Source organism: Streptomyces sp. NPDC051555 (assembly GCF_044454405.1).
Classification (GTDB): Bacteria; Actinomycetota; Actinomycetes; order Streptomycetales; family Streptomycetaceae; genus Streptomyces.
This window is the reverse complement of record NZ_JBITDP010000008.1, coordinates 175,888-194,471: the sequence shown is the minus strand read 5'-3', so window position 1 is coordinate 194,471 and position 18,584 is coordinate 175,888. Positions and strand designations below refer to the sequence as shown.

Annotated in this window: 18 protein-coding genes; 1 reads left to right on the top strand and 17 read right to left on the bottom strand. The window is 71.0% G+C overall.

From position 1 onward, the window contains the following. Nucleotides 1–184 precede the first annotated feature (184 nt). The 14 genes from coaBC to pyrR all read right to left on the bottom strand — a co-directional run bounded on the left by coaBC (nt 185) and on the right by pyrR (nt 15,422). Nucleotides 185–1,417: a bifunctional phosphopantothenoylcysteine decarboxylase/phosphopantothenate--cysteine ligase CoaBC gene (gene coaBC, locus ACIBEA_RS19035; RefSeq protein WP_399262289.1), complete on the bottom strand. Its 1,233-nt coding sequence runs from the start codon at nt 1,415–1,417 to the stop codon at nt 185–187. Nucleotides 1,418–1,558: 141 nt separating this feature from the next. Next, nucleotides 1,559–1,831, bottom strand: a complete 273-nt coding sequence (rpoZ, locus tag ACIBEA_RS19030) for a DNA-directed RNA polymerase subunit omega (RefSeq protein ID WP_283451425.1) — start codon at nt 1,829–1,831, stop codon at nt 1,559–1,561. 38 nt (nt 1,832–1,869) lie between these two features. After that, nucleotides 1,870–2,433 carry a guanylate kinase gene (gene gmk / locus ACIBEA_RS19025; RefSeq protein ID WP_399262286.1) on the bottom strand — a complete coding sequence of 188 codons (564 nt, stop codon included), beginning with the start codon at nt 2,431–2,433 and terminating at the stop codon, nt 1,870–1,872. Nucleotides 2,434–2,494: 61 nt separating this feature from the next. Next, nucleotides 2,495–2,818, bottom strand: a complete 324-nt coding sequence (locus ACIBEA_RS19020; protein WP_330329439.1) for an integration host factor — start codon at nt 2,816–2,818, stop codon at nt 2,495–2,497. 244 nt (nt 2,819–3,062) lie between these two features. After that, nucleotides 3,063–3,998 (bottom strand): dihydroorotate dehydrogenase, encoded by a 936-nt coding sequence (locus ACIBEA_RS19015; protein ID WP_399262284.1) that lies wholly within the window; start codon nt 3,996–3,998, stop codon nt 3,063–3,065. Nucleotides 3,999–4,015: 17 nt separating this feature from the next. Next, complete coding sequence (locus ACIBEA_RS19010; protein WP_399262282.1) at nt 4,016–4,891, bottom strand: dihydroorotate dehydrogenase electron transfer subunit; 876 nt, start codon at nt 4,889–4,891, stop codon at nt 4,016–4,018. A 433-nt stretch (nt 4,892–5,324) separates the two neighbouring features. Continuing rightward, entirely contained in the window at nt 5,325–6,167 is an 843-nt protein-coding gene (gene pyrF / locus ACIBEA_RS19005) for an orotidine-5'-phosphate decarboxylase (RefSeq protein ID WP_399262489.1), read from the bottom strand. A gap of 2 nt (nt 6,168–6,169) precedes the next feature. Beyond that, entirely contained in the window at nt 6,170–7,291 is a 1,122-nt protein-coding gene (locus tag ACIBEA_RS19000) for a quinone-dependent dihydroorotate dehydrogenase (RefSeq protein ID WP_399262280.1), read from the bottom strand. Between the two features lie 97 nt (nt 7,292–7,388). Next, a complete protein-coding gene (gene carB / locus ACIBEA_RS18995) occupies nt 7,389–10,697 on the bottom strand; it encodes a carbamoyl-phosphate synthase large subunit (RefSeq protein WP_399262278.1) in 3,309 nt (1,102 codons plus the stop codon). Further along, the gene (gene carA, locus ACIBEA_RS18990) at nt 10,690–11,838 is read right to left on the bottom strand and encodes a glutamine-hydrolyzing carbamoyl-phosphate synthase small subunit (protein ID WP_399262276.1); all 1,149 of its coding nucleotides are present in this window, start codon (nt 11,836–11,838) and stop codon (nt 10,690–10,692) included. Before carA ends, carB begins: the two co-directional genes overlap by 8 nt. Then, on the bottom strand, nt 11,835–12,425 hold the full coding sequence (locus tag ACIBEA_RS18985; protein WP_399262274.1) for a hypothetical protein: 591 nt from the start codon (nt 12,423–12,425) through the stop codon (nt 11,835–11,837). The genes carA and ACIBEA_RS18985 overlap by 4 nt, the downstream gene beginning before the upstream one ends. Then, on the bottom strand, nt 12,422–13,708 hold the full coding sequence (locus tag ACIBEA_RS18980; protein WP_399262272.1) for a dihydroorotase: 1,287 nt from the start codon (nt 13,706–13,708) through the stop codon (nt 12,422–12,424). The genes ACIBEA_RS18985 and ACIBEA_RS18980 overlap by 4 nt, the downstream gene beginning before the upstream one ends. Before the next feature lie 2 nt (nt 13,709–13,710). Then, nucleotides 13,711–14,694 (bottom strand): aspartate carbamoyltransferase catalytic subunit, encoded by a 984-nt coding sequence (locus tag ACIBEA_RS18975; protein WP_399262270.1) that lies wholly within the window; start codon nt 14,692–14,694, stop codon nt 13,711–13,713. Nucleotides 14,695–14,837: 143 nt separating this feature from the next. Further along, nucleotides 14,838–15,422, bottom strand: coding sequence for a bifunctional pyr operon transcriptional regulator/uracil phosphoribosyltransferase PyrR (gene pyrR / locus ACIBEA_RS18970; protein WP_385777475.1), 585 nt, complete (start codon nt 15,420–15,422; stop codon nt 14,838–14,840). 270 nt (nt 15,423–15,692) lie between these two features. Here pyrR and bldD point away from each other — a divergent pair, with 270 nt between their 5' ends. Continuing rightward, nucleotides 15,693–16,193: a transcriptional regulator BldD gene (gene bldD, locus ACIBEA_RS18965; protein ID WP_283451446.1), complete on the top strand. Its 501-nt coding sequence runs from the start codon at nt 15,693–15,695 to the stop codon at nt 16,191–16,193. A gap of 174 nt (nt 16,194–16,367) precedes the next feature. Here bldD and nusB read toward each other — a convergent pair whose 3' ends face one another. Genes nusB through ACIBEA_RS18950 form a run of 3 tightly spaced genes read right to left on the bottom strand, consistent with a single transcriptional unit; the run spans nt 16,368 to nt 18,544 of the window. After that, nucleotides 16,368–16,811, bottom strand: coding sequence for a transcription antitermination factor NusB (gene nusB, locus ACIBEA_RS18960; protein ID WP_399262268.1), 444 nt, complete (start codon nt 16,809–16,811; stop codon nt 16,368–16,370). A 2-nt stretch (nt 16,812–16,813) separates the two neighbouring features. Then, the gene (gene efp, locus ACIBEA_RS18955) at nt 16,814–17,380 is read right to left on the bottom strand and encodes an elongation factor P (RefSeq protein ID WP_399262266.1); all 567 of its coding nucleotides are present in this window, start codon (nt 17,378–17,380) and stop codon (nt 16,814–16,816) included. 51 nt (nt 17,381–17,431) lie between these two features. After that, nucleotides 17,432–18,544: an aminopeptidase P family protein gene (locus ACIBEA_RS18950; RefSeq protein WP_399262264.1), complete on the bottom strand. Its 1,113-nt coding sequence runs from the start codon at nt 18,542–18,544 to the stop codon at nt 17,432–17,434. Between the last annotated feature and the right edge of the window lie 40 nt (nt 18,545–18,584).

The following is an 18,584-nucleotide window of genomic DNA, read 5'->3' as shown; positions in this document are numbered from 1 at the left end:
GGTTGCAGCGGCTGCTGGCTGAATCAATTGGCGGAACACTACCGGGAGCTGCGCCCGACCATGTTCCTGGTGCAGTTTATCGGTCGCCACCGTTTGCCGGACCACCCGTCTCGCCCTATGGGAGGCGCGTGACCTGCGGCACTCCATCTTCTCCCATCGGGCAGCCGGAGAAAAGGTCCGTTTTTCAGGCGCGCCGGAGCACGACCGGGGGCGCGAGTCGGGGCACCACCTGGTCCCAGATGACATCGGCCAGGAATTCCTTCGGACCATGGGCCACAGGAACCTCGGAGCCATCAGAGGCAAGGATCACGGCCTCGTTCTCCTCGGAACCGAAGGTCTTGGCCTCGCCGACCTCGTTGACGACGAGGAGGTCGCAGCCCTTGCGGAGCAGCTTCGCGCGCCCGTTGGCGAGGACGTCGTCGGTCTCGGCGGCGAATCCGACGACGACCTGACCGGGCACGGAACGCGCGGAAGACAGTTCTGCGAGTACGTCAGGATTGCGCACGAGGGCGACCGGCGCGGGCTCCTGACCGTCCTGCTTCTTGATCTTCCCCTCGGCGTAGGAGGCGGGCCGGAAATCGGCCACCGCGGCGGCCATCACCACCGCGTCGGCGTCGGCGGCCGCCTTGAGGACGGCCTCCCGCAGCTGCAGCGCGGTCCCCACCCGTACGACGTCCACCCCGGCCGGATCGGCCAGCGCGGCGTTGGCGGCGACGAGGGTCACCCGGGCCCCGCGCGCGACGGCCGTCCGGGCGAGGGCGTAGCCCTGCTTGCCGGAGGAGCGGTTGCCGAGGAAACGGACCGGGTCCAGCGGCTCGCGCGTGCCGCCCGCGCTGATCACCACGTGCCGGCCGGCCAGATCGGGTCCGTCGGCGCGGCCCCGACCGCGCAGGACGTGCCGGCACACCTCGAAGATCTCCTCGGGGTCGGGCAGCCGCCCCTTGCCGGTGTCCTTGCCGGTGAGCCGACCGACGGCGGGCTCGATCACCACGGCGCCCCGGCGGCGCAGCGTGGCCACGTTCTCCTGGGTGGCGGGGTGCTCCCACATCTCGGTGTGCATGGCGGGCGCGAAGACCACCGGACAGCGGGCGGTGAGCAAGGTGTTGGTGAGCAGGTCGTCGGCGAGGCCGTGGGCGGCCTTCGCCAACATGTCGGCGGTGGCGGGGGCGACCACGACGAGGTCGGCGCCCTGCCCGATCCGCACGTGGGGGACCTCGTGCACGCTCTCCCAGACCCGGGTGGAGGCGGGGTTCCCGGAGAGGGCGGCCCAGGTGGCTTCGCCCACGAAGTTCAGCGAGGCCTCGGTCGGCACCACGCGGACGTCGTGCCCCGACTCGGTCAGCCGGCGTAGCAACTCGCACGCCTTGTAGGCGGCGATCCCGCCGCTGACCCCGAGAACCACCTTCGGCTTGTCCACTGCGCACTCCCTTGACTGACGCTGCCTGACGCTGCCTGACGCTCCGCTGCCTGACGCACGTCACATCCCACACATGACACACCACAGGCCCGGCAGTCGGTCTACCGGGCCTGTGGTGGCAAAAATGATGTCGCGTGCCGCTTACGTGGCCGGGGCCTCGATGGCCTCGGAGGTCAGCAGACCCGCGTTGATCTCGCGCAGCGCGATCGAAAGGGGCTTCTCGTGGACGTGGGTGTCCACCAGGGGGCCGACGTACTCCAGCAGGCCCTCACCGAGCTGCGAGTAGTACGCGTTGATCTGACGGGCACGCTTGGCCGCGTAGATCACGAGGCTGTACTTCGAGTCGGTGGCCTCGAGCAGCTCGTCGATCGGCGGGTTGATGATGCCCTCGGGCGCAGACATGGAAGAGGACACGCTCTACCTTCCGAAGATGGGTAATGATCGAACTACGATCAAACAACTGCCACCAAGGCTAGCAGCTCGCGCGCCACGTCTTCGACGGAGGTATTGACAAGCGTGCTGTCGAACTCGGACTCGGCCGCGAGTTCGATCTTCGCCGCGGCCAGTCGGCGTTCGATGACCTCGGCCGATTCGGTGCCGCGGCCGGTGAGGCGGCGGACCAGCTCCTCCCAACTGGGGGGAGCGAGGAAGACCAGCTGGGCCTCGGCCATCGACTCGCGGACGAGCCGGGCGCCCTGCAGGTCGATCTCCAGCAGGACCGGCTCGCCGTTGTCCAGGCGCTCCAGCACCGCGCCGCGCGGTGTGCCGTAGCGGTTGCCCGCGAACTCGGCCCACTCCAGCAGCTCGCCGTTGGCGATCAGCTTGTCGAACTCGTCGTCGGTGACGAAGAAGTAATGGACTCCGTGACGCTCACCAGGCCGCGGCTTGCGGGTGGTGGCCGAGACCGAGAGCCATACCTCGGGGTGGACCTTGCGCATATGCGCGACGACCGTGCTCTTGCCGACCCCTGAGGGGCCGGAGAGCACGGTCAGCCGCGGACGTACCTCTGCTGCCATAGAGCGATTATCCAGGCTCCCAGGACTGCCTGAGAACACCGGGAGAACTTCGGGCGACGCGTCAGGCGCCGCTACCGCCGAACTCGCGCTCCAGGGAAGCGATCTGGTTGGAACCGAGACCTCGGACACGCCGGGACTCGGAAATGCCGAGGCGCTCCATGAGCTGCTTGGCGCGGACCTTGCCCACGCCCGGCAGAGACTCCAGGAGAGCGGACACCTTCATCTTGCCGATGACATCGTTCTCCTGTCCCTGCTTGATCACTTCGTGCAGGGATGCACCGGAGTGCTTGAGTCGATTCTTCACCTCGGCCCGCTCCCGGCGAGCCGCGGCGGCCTTTTCGAGCGCGGCTGCGCGCTGTTCAGGGGTAAGGGGCGGAAGAGCCACGCCTACGTCACCTCGGATGTCGAACTGTCGGATACGGACCGGTGGGGAACACAAGGCACCTCACCAGGCGAGCCCCACGAACAACGGTCCAGCAGGTCCGCCGTTCGTTCACTCTGGTCGGAGACTAGCGGCCAAGGCCGCTCTAGTCAGCGAGAACGGACGAAAAGTCCTGGTCAGCCTCCACTGAACCGTACATCACGGACAAAGCACCCCGGTTTTGTCCGGTGGAGGCCGTACGAATTAGTCATGTGGTCCGATGAGCCAGCCCCACGGCGGACGTGAACGACCCGATGCCGCGGGCCGCGAGGGCCGCGCGCAGCTCCTCGATGATCCTCAGGGGTGCGGACGGGTCGTTGAACAGCGCGGTGCCGACCGCGACCCCCGAAGCACCCGCCAAAACGAACTCCAGGGCGTCGCGGCCGTCGGTGATCCCGCCCATGCCGAGGATCGGCACCTCGCGCACCTGTCCGGCCAGCATGGCCGCGTACACCTGGAAGACGCAGCGGACCGCCACGGGGCGGATCGCCGGGCCGGACAGACCGCCGGTGGCCGCGGCGAGGGCGGGGCGCATCGCGTCGACGTCGACGGCCGTGCCGAGCACGGTGTTGATCATCGAGAGCCCGTCCGCGCCGGCGTCGACGCACGCGGCGGCGATGTCCGTGATCCGCGTCACGTCGGGGGTGAGCTTGGCGTACACCGGCAGCGCCGGGTCGGCCGCGGCCCGGACCGCCTCGACCACCTCGTGGGAGGCCCGCGGGTCGCAGCCGAAGACCAGGCCGCGGCTCGCGACGTTGGGGCAGGAGATGTTCACCTCGATCCCGACCACCCCGGGCCGCCCGGTCAGCCGCGCGGCGACCTCGGCGAACTCCTGCGCGTGCTCCCCCGCGATCGATACGACCACCCGCGCGCCGCGCTCGGCGAGCCAGGGCAGTTCGTGCGCGACGAAGCGGTCGATGCCGCAACCCTGGAGGCCGATGGAATTCAGCATCCCGCTGGGGGTCTCCGCCATGCGGGGCGTGGGGCGGCCCGAGCGGACGTGCGGCATCACGGTCTTGGTGGTGATCGTGCCCAGCTCGCCGAGCGGGACGAAGCGGTGCAGTTCACGGCCGTACCCGGCGCATCCGGAGGCGGTGGAGACCGGGTTGGGCAGGGTGCGGTGGGCACCCAGCGGTGCCGACATGTCGACTTCCTCGGGCCTCATCGGGCGCTCACCCCGCGCGGCTGCCGCGGAGCCATGGCGGCGGCGCCTTCGAGGTCGGGCGGGAGCGTGCCCGCCCGGTCCCAGCGGACCGTGGTCCCGTCGAAGACCGGGCCGTCGGTGCAGGAGCGCAGGAAGCGGGTGACCCCGTCGGCTCCGGTGACCGGCAGGACGCAGGACATGCAGATGCCGATCCCGCAGGCCATGGCCTCCTCGACGGCGGTGTGGCTGCGGGCACCCGCGGCGACGGCGACCTCGGTGACGGCGCGCAGCATGCCCATGGGGCCGCAGGAGTGCACCTCGGTGGCGCCGATCCCGGCGATCGCCCGCGCCAGCGGGTCCGTGACCCGGCCGCGGCGGCCGGCCGAGCCGTCGTCGGTGACGACGAAGACGTGCTCGCCGAGGGTGCGGGCCCGCTCCACGCCGAACAGTCGGTCCGCGGTGGCCGCGCCGAGCACGAAGGAGACCCGACCGCCCCGGCCGAGGATCGTCTCGGCCAGGGAGAACAGCGGGGCGCTGCCGTAGCCTCCGGCGACCAGGACGGCGCTGACCGGGCCTTCGGGGAGCGGGAAGGGCGTGCCGAGGGGTGCGATGAGGTCCACCGTGTCCCCGGGCCGGTGCCGGGCGAGGGCGCGGGTGCCCTTGCCGCGCTCGGCGAAGACGAACTCGACGGTGCCGGTGGCCGGGTCGGCGCGGTGGACGGAGAAGGCCCGACGCAGCAGCATGGCGCCGTCGCGGCCGCCGATGGCGAGGGCCCCGAAGTGGCCGGGCCGTACGTCGGCCGCGGCGGCGGCGGGGGCGTGGAGGATCAGCCGGTGGTAGGCGCCGACGGGCTCGATCCGCCGGATGGTGGCGACGGTCTGGACTGGGGGCACGCGGCGGCGCTCCGATCGTGTGGGGACGGCGGTCTCCCCCTCCCCCATGATCGCCGCCCCGCCTCCCACCCGAACCGGCCCAAGGCCCCGACCCCACCGGCCATTGGACCCCTACCGGGCCCGCGCCTCGGTCCCCGGCGGGCCGGCCCCTCCGGGGGCGCCTCAAACGCCGGCGAGGCTGAAACGGGCCGACCCAGCCGGGCCGAACCAAGCCCCGCCGGCGATTGAGGCGCCGCCGGAGGCAACCCCGGCCACGGCATGACCCGCACGGCCCGCCGCCCGACCACCGGTCTCCGGCCCTCCGGGGGCGCCTCAAACGCCGGCGAGGCTGAAACGGGCCGACCCAGCCCGGCCCAATCGAGCCCCGCCGGCGATTGAGGCGCCGCCGGAGGCAACACCGGCCACCGCCGGGGGCGCGCCGGCCGCGGGCCGGTCAGGAGGCCGAGACGGCCTTGCGGATCTCTTCGGCGAAGGTGAGGGCGGAGGCCCGCAGGGCCGCCGCGTCGGGACCGTGCCGCAGCACCCCGCGCGAAACGTTCGGCACGACGTTGCGCACCGCCGCCCCGAAGACCCCCGGCAGGTCCGCCGCGGTGGCCCCCTGCGCACCGATCCCCGGCGCCAGCAGCGGCCCGTTGATGTCCAGGTCGAAGGAGGACAGGTCCCCGAGCGTGGCGCCCACCACCGCTCCGAAGGAGCCCATCGGCTCGGCGCCCGCGTTCTCCGCGGCCAGGTGCGCCAGCATCGTGGCCCCGATGGTCCGCCCGTCCTCGCGCACGGCCCGCTGGACCTCCGCCCCCTCCGGGTTGGAGGTCAGGGCCAGCACGAAGAGCCCCGCACCCGACGCCCGCGCCAGCTCCACGGCCGGCCGCAGCGAGCCGTAGCCGAGGTACGGGGAGACGGTCAGCGCGTCGGAGAAGAGCGGCGAGGCCGGGTCGAGGAAGGTCTGCGCGTACGCGGCCATCGTCGAGCCGATGTCCCCGCGCTTGGCGTCCATGACCACCAGCGTGCCGGCGGCCCGCGCGTCGGCGACGGTCCGCTCCAGCACCGCGATGCCCTTGGAGCCGAAGCGCTCGAAGAAGGCGGCCTGCGGCTTGAAGACGGCCACCTGGTCGGCCAGCGCCTCGACGACGGTCCGCGAGAACCGCTCCAGGCCCGCGATGTCGTCGTTCAGGCCCCAGGAGGCCAGCAGCTCCGCGTGCGGGTCGATGCCGACGCACAGCGGGCCGCGGGAGTCCATCGCCTCGCGCAGGCGGGTACCGAAGGGGGTCACGGTCACGGTCACTTGGCGGCCTTTCGGATTTCGGCTCGGGTTTCGGCGCCGACGGCCTCGGCGAGGGTCGCGTACGGGCTGTTGGCCAGGCGCGCGGCCAGACCCTTGTGGAGGGCGCGGGCGTAGAACGGGCCCTCGTAGATGAAGGCGCTGTAACCCTGGACGAGCGTGGCGCCCGCCAGGATCCGCTGCCAGGCGTCCTCGGCGTTCTCGATGCCCCCGACGCCCACCAGGACGATCCGGTCGCCCACGCGGGCGTACAGGCGGCGCAGGACCTCCAGGGAGCGCGCCTTCACCGGGGCCCCGGACAGCCCGCCGGTCTCCTTGACCAGCTCGGGCGCCGACTTCAGGCCGAGGCTCTCGCGGGCGATCGTGGTGTTCGTCGCGATGATGCCGTCCAGCCCCAGCTCCAGGGCCAGGTCGGCGACCGCGTCGACGTCCTCGTCGGCGAGGTCGGGGGCGATCTTGACGAGCAGCGGGACCCGGCGGTCGGTCACCGTGCGGTCGGCGGCCTCGCGCACGGCGCTCAGCAGCGGCCGCAGCGACTCCGTCGCCTGCAGGTTGCGCAGGCCCGGGGTGTTCGGCGAGGAGACGTTGACGACGAGGTAGTCGGCGTGGCGGGCGAGCCGCTCGGTGGAGGCGACGTAGTCCGCCACGGCCTCTTCCTCGGGCACGACCTTCGTCTTGCCGATGTTGACGCCGACGACGGTCCTGAAGACCGGGCGTCGGGTCGCGAGGCGCTCGGCGACGGCGGCCGAGCCCTCGTTGTTGAAGCCCATGCGGTTGATCAGCGCGCGGTCGGCGACCAGCCGGAACAGCCGCTTCTTGGGGTTGCCGGGCTGCGGTTCGGCGGTGACCGTGCCGATCTCGATGTGGTCGAAGCCGAGCATCGACATACCGTCGATTGCCACGGCGTTCTTGTCGAAACCGGCGGCGAGGCCGAAGGGGCCGTGCATCCGCAGGCCGAGGGCCTCGGTGCGCAGTTCCGGGAAGCGGGGGGCGAGGGCGACCGCGGCGAAGGTGCGCAGGACCGGGGTGCGGGCGGCGAGGCGGATCCACCGGAAGGCCATGTAGTGGGCCTGCTCGGGGTCCATCCGCTTGAAGACCAGGTTGAAGAAGAGTTTGTACACGGGGTGAGGATCCTTCTGCGCTCATGAAGAGGGGGACACCCGGCGCGCGTGCGGCGCGTCCGGTGTCCCCCTCCCCTGTCCGGGCGTGTAGGTGCTGCTAGTCGCGGGCCGCGGTCAGGTGCTCCGCGTGCTCCTGGAGCGAGCGGACGCCCACCTCGCCGTGGCCCAGCGCCTCGATGCCCTGGACGGCGGCGGCGAGCGCCTGGACCGTGGTCAGGCACGGGACGCTGCGCGCCACGGCGGCCGTACGGATCTCGTAGCCGTCGAGGCGGCCGCCGGTGCCGTACGGGGTGTTGACGATCAGGTCGACGTCGCCGTCGTGGATGAGCTGGACGATCGTCTTCTCGCCGTTCGGGCCTTCGCCCTCGCTGAGCTTGCGCACCACGGTGGCGTTGATGCCGTTGCGGCGCAGCACCTCGGCGGTGCCGGAGGTGGCCAGCAGCTCGAAGCCGTGGGCGACCAGCTCGCGGGCCGGGAAGATCATCGAGCGCTTGTCGCGGTTGGCGACGGAGATGAAGGCGCGGCCCTTGGTGGGCAGCGGGCCGTAGGCACCGGCCTGCGACTTCGCGTACGCCGTGCCGAAGACCGAGTCGATGCCCATGACCTCACCGGTCGAGCGCATCTCCGGGCCGAGGACCGTGTCGACGCCGCGGCCGTGGATGTCGCGGAAGCGCGACCACGGCATGACGGCTTCCTTCACCGAGATCGGCGCGTCGAGCGGCAGGGTGCCGCCGTCGCCGGTCTTCGGCAGCAGGCCCTCGGCGCGCAGCTCGGCGATGGTGGTGCCGAGCGAGATGCGCGCGGCGGCCTTGGCCAGCGGCACCGCGGTCGCCTTCGAGGTGAAGGGGACGGTGCGCGAGGCGCGCGGGTTGGCCTCCAGGACGTAGAGGATGTCACCCGCCATCGCGAACTGGATGTTGATCAGACCGCGCACGCCGACGCCCTTGGCGATGGCCTCGGTGGAGGCGCGCAGCCGCTTGATGTCGTGGCCGCCGAGGGTGATCGGGGGCAGGGCGCAGGCGGAGTCGCCGGAGTGGATCCCGGCTTCCTCGATGTGCTCCATGACGCCGCCGAGGTAGAGCTCGGTGCCGTCGTAGAGGGCGTCGACGTCGATCTCGATGGCGTCGTCGAGGAAGCGGTCGACCAGGACCGGCCGGGTGGGGCTGATCTCGGTGGACTCGGCGATGTACGACTCCAGGCGGGTCTCGTCGTAGACGATCTCCATGCCGCGGCCGCCGAGCACGTACGAGGGGCGTACGAGGACGGGGTAGCCGATCTCGTCGGCGATGGCCTTGGCGCCCTTGAAGGTGGTCGCGGTGCCGTGCTTGGGGGCGGGCAGCCCGGCCTCGGCCAGGACCTGTCCGAAGGCGCCGCGGTCCTCGGCGGCGTGGATCGCCTCGGGCGAGGTGCCGACGACGGGGACGCCGTTGTCCTTGAGCGCCTGGGCGAGACCGAGCGGGGTCTGGCCGCCGAGCTGGACGATGACGCCGGCGATCGGGCCCGCGAGGGACTCGGCGTGCACGATCTCCAGCACGTCCTCGAGCGTCAGCGGCTCGAAGTACAGGCGGTCGGAGGTGTCGTAGTCCGTCGAGACGGTCTCGGGGTTGCAGTTGACCATCACGGTCTCGTAGCCGGCGTCGCTGAGCGCGAAGGAGGCGTGGACGCAGGAGTAGTCGAACTCGATGCCCTGGCCGATGCGGTTCGGGCCGGAGCCCAGGATGATCACCGCGGGCTTCTCGCGGGGGGCGACCTCGGACTCCTCGTCGTAGGACGAGTAGAAGTACGGGGTCTTCGCGGCGAACTCGGCGGCGCAGGTGTCGACCGTCTTGTAGACCGGGCGGACGCCGAGCGCGTGCCGGACCTCGCGGACGACGTCCTCGCGCAGGCCGCGGATCTCGGCGATCTGGGCGTCGGAGAAGCCGTGCCGCTTGGCCTCGGCGAGCAGCTCGGGGTGGAGCTTCTCGGCGGCGGCCAGGTCGTCGGCGATCTCCTTGATGAGGAACATCTGGTCGACGAACCAGGGGTCGATCTTCGTGAACTCGAAGACCTCCTCCTGGGTGGCGCCGGCGCGGATGGCCTGCATGACGGTGTTGATGCGGCCGTCGGTCGGGCGGACCGCGGTGCGCAGCAGCTCGTCCTTGTCGCCCGGCTCGCCCACGAAGGTGAACTGCGAGCCCTTCTTCTCCAGGGAGCGCAGGGCCTTCTGGAGGGCCTCGGTGAAGTTGCGGCCGATCGCCATGGCCTCGCCCACCGACTTCATGGTGGTGGTGAGGGTGGAGTCGGCGTGCGGGAACTTCTCGAAGGCGAAGCGCGGGGCCTTGACGACGACGTAGTCGAGGGACGGCTCGAAGGAGGCCGGGGTCTTCTCGGTGATGTCGTTGGGGACCTCGTCGAGCGTGTAGCCGATGGCCAGCTTGGCCGCGATCTTGGCGATCGGGAAGCCGGTGGCCTTCGACGCGAGCGCCGAGGAGCGCGAGACGCGCGGGTTCATCTCGATGACGATGACCCGGCCGTCGGTGGGGTCGATCGCGAACTGGATGTTGCAGCCGCCGGTGTCGACGCCGACCTCGCGGATGATCGCGATGCCGATGTCGCGCAGCCGCTGGTACTCGCGGTCGGTCAGCGTCATCGCCGGGGCGACGGTGATCGAGTCGCCGGTGTGGACGCCCATCGGGTCGAAGTTCTCGATGGAGCAGACGACGACGACGTTGTCCTTGGTGTCGCGCATCAGCTCCAGCTCGTACTCCTTCCAGCCGAGGATGGACTCCTCCAGGAGCACCTCGGTGGTCGGGGAGAGCATCAGGCCCTGGCCGGCGATGCGGCGCAGCTCGTCCTCGTTGTGGGCGAAGCCGGAGCCGGCGCCGCCCATGGTGAAGGAGGGGCGGACGACGACGGGGTAGCCGCCGAGGATGTCGACGCCGCCGATGACGTCGTCCATCGTGTGGCAGATGACCGAGCGGGCGGACTCGCCGTAGCCGATCTTCGCCTTGACGGCTTCGACGACGCCCTTGAAGAGGTCGCGGTCCTCGCCCTTGTTGATGGCCTCGACGTTGGCGCCGATCAGCTCGACGCCGTACTTCTCCAGCACGCCCTGCTCGTGCATGGAGATGGCGGTGTTGAGCGCGGTCTGGCCGCCGAGGGTCGGCAGGAGCGCGTCGGGGCGCTCCTTGGCGATGATCTTCTCGACGAACTCGGGGGTGATCGGCTCGACGTAGGTGGCGTCGGCGATCTCCGGGTCGGTCATGATCGTCGCCGGGTTGGAGTTCACCAGGATGACGCGCAGGCCTTCGGCCTTGAGGATGCGGCAGGCCTGGGTACCGGAGTAGTCGAACTCGGCTGCCTGGCCGATGACGATCGGGCCGGAGCCGATGACCAGGACGGACTGGATATCGGTGCGCTTAGGCACGATCGGCCTCCATCAGGGCGGTGAAACGGTCGAAGAGGTACGCGGCGTCGTGCGGGCCCGCGGCGGCCTCGGGGTGGTACTGGACGCTGAAGGCCGGCTGGTCGAGTAGCTGGAGGCCCTCGACGACCTGGTCGTTCAGGCAGACGTGGGAGACCTCGGCGCGGCCGTAGGGCGTGTCCGAGACCTTGTCGAGGGGCGCGTCGACGGCGAAGCCGTGGTTGTGCGCGGTGATCTCGACCTTGCCGGTGGTGCGGTCCTGCACCGGCTGGTTGATGCCGCGGTGGCCGTACTTCAGCTTGTAGGTGCCGAAGCCGAGCGCGCGGCCCAGGATCTGGTTGCCGAAGCAGATGCCGAAGAGCGGGGTCCTGCGCTCCAGGACGCCCTGCATGACGGCGACAGGGCCGTCGGCGGTGGCCGGGTCGCCCGGGCCGTTGGAGAAGAAGACGCCGTCGGGGTTGACGGCGTAGACGTCCTCGACCGTGGCGGTGGCGGGCAGCACGTGCACCTCGATGCCGCGCTCGGCCATCCGGCGCGGGGTCATGCCCTTGATGCCGAGGTCCACGGCGGCGACGGTGAACTTCTTCTCGCCGATCGCGGGGACGACGTACGCCTCCTTGGTGGCGACCTCGGCGGAGAGGTTCGCGCCCTTCATCTGCGGGGCGTCCTGGACGCGGGCCAGCAGGGCCTCGTCGCGGACGCCCGCCCAGTCCTCGCCCGAGAAGATGCCGACGCGCATGGCGCCGCGCTCGCGCAGGTGGCGGGTGAGCGCGCGGGTGTCGATGCCGGAGATCCCGACGACGCCCTGCTTGACCAGCTCCTCGTCCAGCGAGCGCTGCGAGCGCCAGTTGGAGGGGACGCGGGCGGGGTCGCGCACGACGTATCCGGCGACCCAGATGCGGGAGGACTCGGGGTCCTCGTCGTTGACGCCGGTGTTGCCCACGTGCGGGGCGGTCATCACGACGACCTGGCGGTGGTACGACGGGTCGGTCAGCGTCTCCTGGTAGCCGGTCATGCCGGTGGAGAACACGGCTTCGCCGAAGGTCTCCCCCACGGCCCCGTAGGCGCGCCCGCGGAAGATGCGGCCGTCCTCCAGGACGAGTACGGCGGGAGCTTTGGCTGCTCCCCTGGTGGAGGTCGTCATCGTGCGGCGCCTTCCGTCGGGATGGATGAGTTCTGGTTCACGAGTGTGGTGATCGCTTCGACCCAGGCGGCGTGCTCGGCCGCCCGGTCGGAGCGGAATCCGGAGTCGATCAGCTTGTCGCCGTGCGCCCAGGTGACGACGAGCAGACCGCCCTCGGTCAGTACCTTGCCCGCGATTCCCTTGTCGAGGCGGGCGCCGCGCAGTCGCGCGGCCGGTACGAAGAAGTCGGTGGCACCCGGACGGACCACGTCGAGGCCCGTGTCGGTGAGCGTCAGCTCGACCCGGCTGCGGACGCCCAGCCCGTGGGCGACGATCCGGTCGAGCCACTGCCCGGCGGTCGTGGAGCCGTGGTACCGGCCGGTCAGGGCCAGCCGGTGCGCGGGGAGGCCGCTCGGTGTCGTGGGCAGCGCCGGCAGATCGTTCTGCAGTGCGCCGCGCCACTTCCAGCCCTGCCGCATCAGCCAGTACACGAACGCGATGAAGACGAGCAGACCGAGGACCCACGCGAGGCGCGCGTCCCAGTCCGTCACCTCCGCCGACTGTCGTTCGGCGGCCTCGGCGGCCAGTTGGATCACTGCAGGTGTCACGCCAGTTTCCCGTCCACGACCGTTGCCCGGCCCCGCAGGAAGGTGTGAGTGACGCGTCCCGGAAGCTCACGGCCCTGGTAAGGCGTGTTGCGGCTGCGGGAAGCGAAGTGTGCGGGGTCCACGACACCACGGTACGAGGTATCGACCAAGGTCAGGTTGGCGGGTTCACCTGCCGAGACGGGACGGCCGTGGTTCTGGAGGCTGCCGATCCGCGCCGGGGCGCAGGACATCCGCTCGGCGACGCCCGCCCAGTCGAGCAGTCCGGTCTCGACCATCGTCTGCTGGACGACGGAGAGCGCGGTCTCCAGGCCCACCATGCCCATGGCGGCGGCGGCCCACTCGCAGTCCTTGTCCTCGTGCGGGTGCGGGGCGTGGTCGGTGGCGACGATGTCGATCGTGCCGTCGGCGAGCGCCTCGCGCAGGGCCAGCACGTCGCGCTCGGTGCGCAGCGGCGGGTTGACCTTGTAGACGGGGTTGTACGAGCGGACCAGCTCGTCGGTGAGGAGCAGGTGGTGCGGGGTGACCTCGGCGGTCACGTCGATGCCGCGGGACTTGGCCCAGCGGACGATCTCGACGGATCCGGCGGTCGAGAGGTGGCAGATGTGCACCCGGGAACCGACGTGCTCGGCGAGGAGCACGTCACGGGCGATGATCGACTCCTCGGCGACGGCGGGCCAGCCGCCGAGGCCCAGCTCGGCGGAGACGATGCCCTCGTTCATCTGGGCGCCCTCGGTGAGGCGGGGCTCCTGGGCGTGCTGGGCGACGACGCCGCCGAAGGCCTTCACGTACTCCAGCGCGCGCCGCATGATCACCGCGTCGTCGACGCACTTGCCGTCGTCGGAGAAGACGGTGACGCGGGCGGCGGACTCGTGCATGGCGCCCAGCTCGGAGAGCTGCTTGCCCTCCAGGCCCACGGTGACGGCGCCGATGGGCTGCACGTCGCAGTAGCCGGATTCCTTGCCCAGGCGCCAGACCTGCTCGACGACGCCGGCGGTGTCGGCGACCGGGAAGGTGTTCGCCATGGCGAAGACGGCGGTGTAGCCGCCGCTGGCGGCGGCGCGGGTGCCGGTGAGGACGGTCTCGGAGTCCTCGCGGCCCGGCTCGCGCAGGTGGGTGTGCAGGTCGACCAGGCCGGGGAGCAGGACCTGGCCGGCGGCCTCGATGACGGTCGCGCCCTCGGCGCTCAGGTTCTCGCCGACGGCGGCGATGGTCTCGCCGTCGATCAGGACGTCCTGCACGTCGTCGCCGAGCACCTTCGCGCCACGAATAAGGATCTTGCTCATCTTTACTTGCTCTCCGATTCGACGGGGCGGGCGTGGCTGACGGCGGACTCGTTGCCGCCCAGAAGCAGGTACAGGACCGCCATGCGGATGGACACGCCGTTGGCGACCTGCTCGACGACGGTGCAGCGGTCGGAGTCGGCGACCTCGGCGGTGATCTCCATGCCGCGGACCATCGGGCCGGGGTGCATGACGATGCCGTGGGCGGGCATCTTCGCCATGCGCTCGCCGTCCAGGCCGTAGCGCCGCGAGTACTCGCGCTCGGTGGGGAAGAAGGCGGCGTTCATCCGCTCTCGCTGCACACGCAGCATCATGACCGCGTCGGACTTCGGCAGCACCTCGTCGAGGGCGTACGAGACCTCGCAGGGCCAGGTCTCGACGCCGATCGGGACCAGGGTCGGCGGGGCCACCAGGGTGACGTGGGCGCCGAGGGTGTGCAGCAGGTCGACGTTGGAGCGGGCGACCCGGCTGTGCAGGACGTCGCCGACGAGCGTGATCCGCTTGCCCGCGAGGTCCTGGCCGAGCGCGTCGGGGCCGACCAGGCGACGGCGCATGGTGAAGGCGTCCAGCAGGGCCTGGGTCGGGTGCTGGTGGGTGCCGTCGCCGGCGTTGATGACGGGGACGTCGATCCAGCCCGAGGTGGCGAGCCGGTACGGGGCCCCGGAGGCGCTGTGCCGGATGACCACGGCGTCGATGCCCATGGCGGCCAGGGTCTGGGCGGTGTCCTTGAGGGACTCGCCCTTGGAGACGCTGGACCCCTTGGCCACGAAGTTGATCACATCGGCGGAGAGGCGCTTCTCGGCGGCCTCGAAGGAGATGCGGGTGCGGGTCGAGTCCTCGAAGAAGAGGTTGCAGATGGTCAGGCCGCGCAGGGTGGGCAGCTTCTTTATCGGCCGGTCGGCGACCCGGGCCATCTCCTCGGCGGTGTCGAGGATGAGGACGGCGTCGTCGCGCGAGAGATCGGCGGCCGAGATGAGGTGACGCTTCATCTGGGTGCTCCGTGAGTCCGTGGGTCTGGGCTGGGGAGGGCGGGAAGGCAGGCTGTCGAGCGGGCGGGCGCCGGTCGGGCGGGCGTCCGCGCGGGCAGGCGTCGGCGCGGGCACCCGTGAACGGGGGCCCTCACCTGTTCGGGCTACTGCCCGCCTGCCGGGGCGGTCCGCTGGCCGAGCAGCACGGCGTCGCGGCCGTCCTCCTCCTGGAGCTGGACCATGACGGTCTCCCGCAGCGAAGTGGGGAGGTTCTTGCCGACGTAGTCGGCGCGGATCGGCAGCTCGCGGTGGCCCCGGTCGACGAGGACGGCGAGCTGGACCGCGCGCGGGCGGCCGATGTCGCCGAGGGCGTCGAGGGCCGCGCGGATGGTGCGTCCGGAGAAGAGCACGTCGTCGACGAGGACCACGAGCCTGCCGTCGATGCCGTCACCGGGGATCTCGGTGCGGCCGATCGCCCGGGCGGGCTTCATCCGCAGGTCGTCGCGGTACATGGTGATGTCGAGGGAGCCGACCGGGACCTTGGTGCCGGTGATCTCTTCGAGCTTGGCTGCGAGCCTGCGGGCCAGGAAGACGCCGCGGGTCGGAATGCCGAGGAGCACCACGTCGTCGGCGCCCTTGGCGCGTTCGACGATCTCGTGGGCGATACGGGTCAGCACCCGCGCGATGTCCTGCGCCTCGAGAACGGGGCGGGCACCGTCGGCGGTGTGCCGGTCATGCTGAGCGTCCATGAAAAGGACCTCCTTCTCCGCCTCACGGGACGGACCTTAAAGGACGTCTGGCCGGCTGCCGCAGGCAACCGGGTCGTACGGCATCCACGGTACCAGGGCCGTCCGGGGCCGCCCGACCCGGGTCGGGCGGGTCCCCTTAAAGGGGGCGGGGGAGACCATTCGGCTTGACGCATCCAAGTAACGCTGCGTAACCTCACAGTGAGTTACCAGCCGCGCGGCGCAGCCGCACGTTGTCCATATCATCACAGCGTCACAGCGTCCGGGAGCGTTATGTCCAGCGAATACGCCAAGCAGCTCGGGGCCAAGCTCCGTGCCATCCGCACCCAGCAGGGCCTTTCCCTCCACGGTGTCGAGGAGAAGTCCCAGGGCCGATGGAAGGCCGTGGTGGTCGGATCGTACGAGCGCGGGGACCGCGCCGTGACCGTCCAGCGCCTCGCCGAGCTGGCGGACTTCTACGGTGTGCCGGTGCAGGAACTCCTGCCGGGCACCACTCCGGGCGGAGCGGCCGAGCCGCCGCCGAAGCTCCGTCTGGACCTGGAGCGCCTTGCCCACGTGCCCGCCGAGAAGGCCGGCCCGCTCCAGCGCTACGCGGCCACGATCCAGAGCCAGCGCGGCGACTACAACGGCAAGGTGCTGTCGATCCGCCAGGACGACCTGCGCACCCTCGCGGTCATCTACGACCAGTCCCCCTCGGTCCTGACCGAGCAGCTCATCAGCTGGGGCGTGCTGGACGCGGACGCCCGCCGCGCGGTGACCCACGAGGAGATCTGAGCGTTCTGACCTCCGGGCCCAGGCCCAGCAGAAACGTTACCGGCGGGGGCCGGGAAGCCATGTGCTTCCCGGCCCCCGCCGGTTTTTCCGCTTCCCGCCCCGAGGGGCGGACACGCGAAGGGCCCGCGGCGCGCGATGCGCTGCGGGCCCTACGCGTACCGAACCACTGGGACGCTAGGCGCTCTCGTCCCGTCGCAGCTTCGGCTTGAGGTCCTTGAAGCGGGCCAGCAGCCCGTTCACGAAGGACGGCGACTCGTCGGTCGAGAACTCCTTGGCGAGCTGGACCGCCTCGTCGATCGCCACGGCGTCCGGGGTCTCGTCTACCCAGATCAGCTCGTAGGCACCCAGGCGCACGATGTTCCGGTCCGCGACCGGCATGCGGTCGAGGTCCCAGTCCACGGCGTAGGTGACGATCAGGTCGTCGATGCGGTCCACCTTGTCGGCGTACCCCTCGACGAGGACCATCGTGAACTCGCTGACCGCCGGCTGACGGCCGTCGGTGTCGTTCCGTGAGTGACGGACCCAGTCCGCGAGGACCTCGCGCACGGGTACACCGCGCTGGTCCGCCTCGAAGAGGATCTGGAAAGCACGCTTGCGGGCGTTGCTCCGGGCTCCCACGGTTAGCTGTTCACCCGGCCGAGGTAGTCGCTGGTACGGGTGTCGACCTTGACCTTCTCGCCGGTGGTGACGAAGAGCGGGACCTGGATCTCGTGACCGGTGACCAGGCGCGCCGGCTTGGTGCCGCCGGTGGAGCGGTCGCCCTGGACGCCCGGGTCGGTGTGCTCGATCACGAGCTCGACGGCGGCCGGCAGCTCGACGTAGAGCACCTCGCCCTCGTGCTGCGCGACGGAGGCGGTGAAGCCCTCGATCAGGAAGTTGGCGGCGCTGCCGACGGCCTTGCGGTCGACCATCAGCTGGTCGAAGGTGTCCATGTCCATGAAGACGAAGTAGTCGCCGTCCATGTACGAGAACTGCATGTCACGGCGGTCGATGGTGGCCGTCTCGACCTTGGTGCCGGCGTTGAACGTCTTGTCGACGACCTTGCCGGACATCACGCTCTTGAGCTTGGTGCGCACGAAGGCCGGGCCCTTGCCGGGCTTGACGTGCTGGAACTCGACGACGGACCAGAGCTGGCCCCCGTCGAGCTTCAGCACCATGCCGTTCTTGAGGTCGTTCGTGGAAGCCACGGTTGCGAAATCTCCTGGACTGGTGGACCACGGGTGGCGCGCACAGCAAAGCTAGAGCGCGAGCAGCTCCTTGGTCGTGATGGTGAGTAGCTCGGGTCCGCCGTCCGCCTCAGGGCGTACGACGAGCGTGTCATCGATCCGGACGCCGCCCCGGCCCGGGAGGTGAACCCCCGGTTCGACGGTGACCGGCACGCAAGCGTCCAGTTTACCCATTGCTGTAGGTGCAAGCTGCGGGTCCTCGTCGATTTCGAGACCGACGCCGTGTCCGGTCGACGGAGCGAGGGCTTCCCCGTGCCCCGCGGAGTCCAGTACGGAGCGCGCCGCGTGGTCCACGTCGCGGTACGCGGCCCCCGGCGCCAGCGCCTCCCGGCCGGCCCGCTGAGCGGCGAAGACGAGGTCGTAGAGCTCGATCTGCCAGTCCGCGGGGGAGGTACCGATCACGAAGGTACGGCCGATCTCACACCGGTAGCCGCGGTAGTTCGCGCCCAGGCAGACGGAGAGGAAGTCCCCCTCCTCCACCCGCCGGTCCGAGGGCCGGTGCCGGGAGCGCCCGGAGTGCGGGCCGGTGCCGACGGAGGTGGGGAAGGCCGGGCCGTCCGCGCCGTGGTCCACCAGCCGCCGCTCCAGCTCCAGGGCGAGGTGGCGCTCGGTACGGCCGACGAGGATGGACTCCAGGAGTTCACCGAGGGCCTGGTCGGCGATCTCGGCGGCGATCCGCAGACAGGCGATCTCCTCCTCGTCCTTGATCAGCCGCTGCTGTTCGACGGCGGGCCCGAGGTCGGCCAGCCGCAGCCTGGGCGCGACCGAGCGCAGGGCCCGGTGCCGGGCGACGGTGAGGTGGTGCTCCTCGACGGCGAGGGAGTCCGCCCGGACGTCCTTGCCGCAGGCGAGGTCGGCCGCGGCGACGGCGGGATCAGCGCCGGGACCGGACAGGACGGACAGCCGCAGGTGTTCGTCGAGCCGCCCCTCGTCCGCCTCGCCGGTGGGCGAGGCGGCGCAGAGGAGGACGTCCTCGGCGGGCCCGATCAGCAGGACCGCCCCTTCGGGGAAGGCCCCGGCGAGATAGCGGACGTTCGCCGGACGCGTGATCAGTGCGGCGGAGTTGCCCGCTGCGGCACAGCGGTCGCGGAGCAGGGCCCGACGGGCCGCGTACACGTCTGACATGTCTTCGAGCGTACGAGCGCCCCGCGCATCCGGCTCGACG

What these genes read in the sequence shown, in the direction of transcription:
- pyrR (WP_385777475.1), bottom strand. Translation starts at nt 15,422, where the DNA reads ATGGACGCTCAGCATGACCGGCACACCGCCGACGGTGCCCGCCCCGTT.
- ACIBEA_RS18980 (WP_399262272.1), bottom strand. Translation starts at nt 13,708, where the DNA reads ATGAGCAAGATCCTTATTCGTGGCGCGAAGGTGCTCGGCGACGACGTG.
- bldD (WP_283451446.1), top strand. Translation starts at nt 15,693, where the DNA reads ATGTCCAGCGAATACGCCAAGCAGCTCGGGGCCAAGCTCCGTGCCATC.
- carA (WP_399262276.1), bottom strand. Translation starts at nt 11,838, where the DNA reads ATGACGACCTCCACCAGGGGAGCAGCCAAAGCTCCCGCCGTACTCGTC.
- gmk (WP_399262286.1), bottom strand. Translation starts at nt 2,433, where the DNA reads ATGGCAGCAGAGGTACGTCCGCGGCTGACCGTGCTCTCCGGCCCCTCA.
- ACIBEA_RS18950 (WP_399262264.1), bottom strand. Translation starts at nt 18,544, where the DNA reads ATGTCAGACGTGTACGCGGCCCGTCGGGCCCTGCTCCGCGACCGCTGT.
- ACIBEA_RS19015 (WP_399262284.1), bottom strand. Translation starts at nt 3,998, where the DNA reads ATGTCGGCACCGCTGGGTGCCCACCGCACCCTGCCCAACCCGGTCTCC.
- ACIBEA_RS18975 (WP_399262270.1), bottom strand. Translation starts at nt 14,694, where the DNA reads ATGAAGCGTCACCTCATCTCGGCCGCCGATCTCTCGCGCGACGACGCC.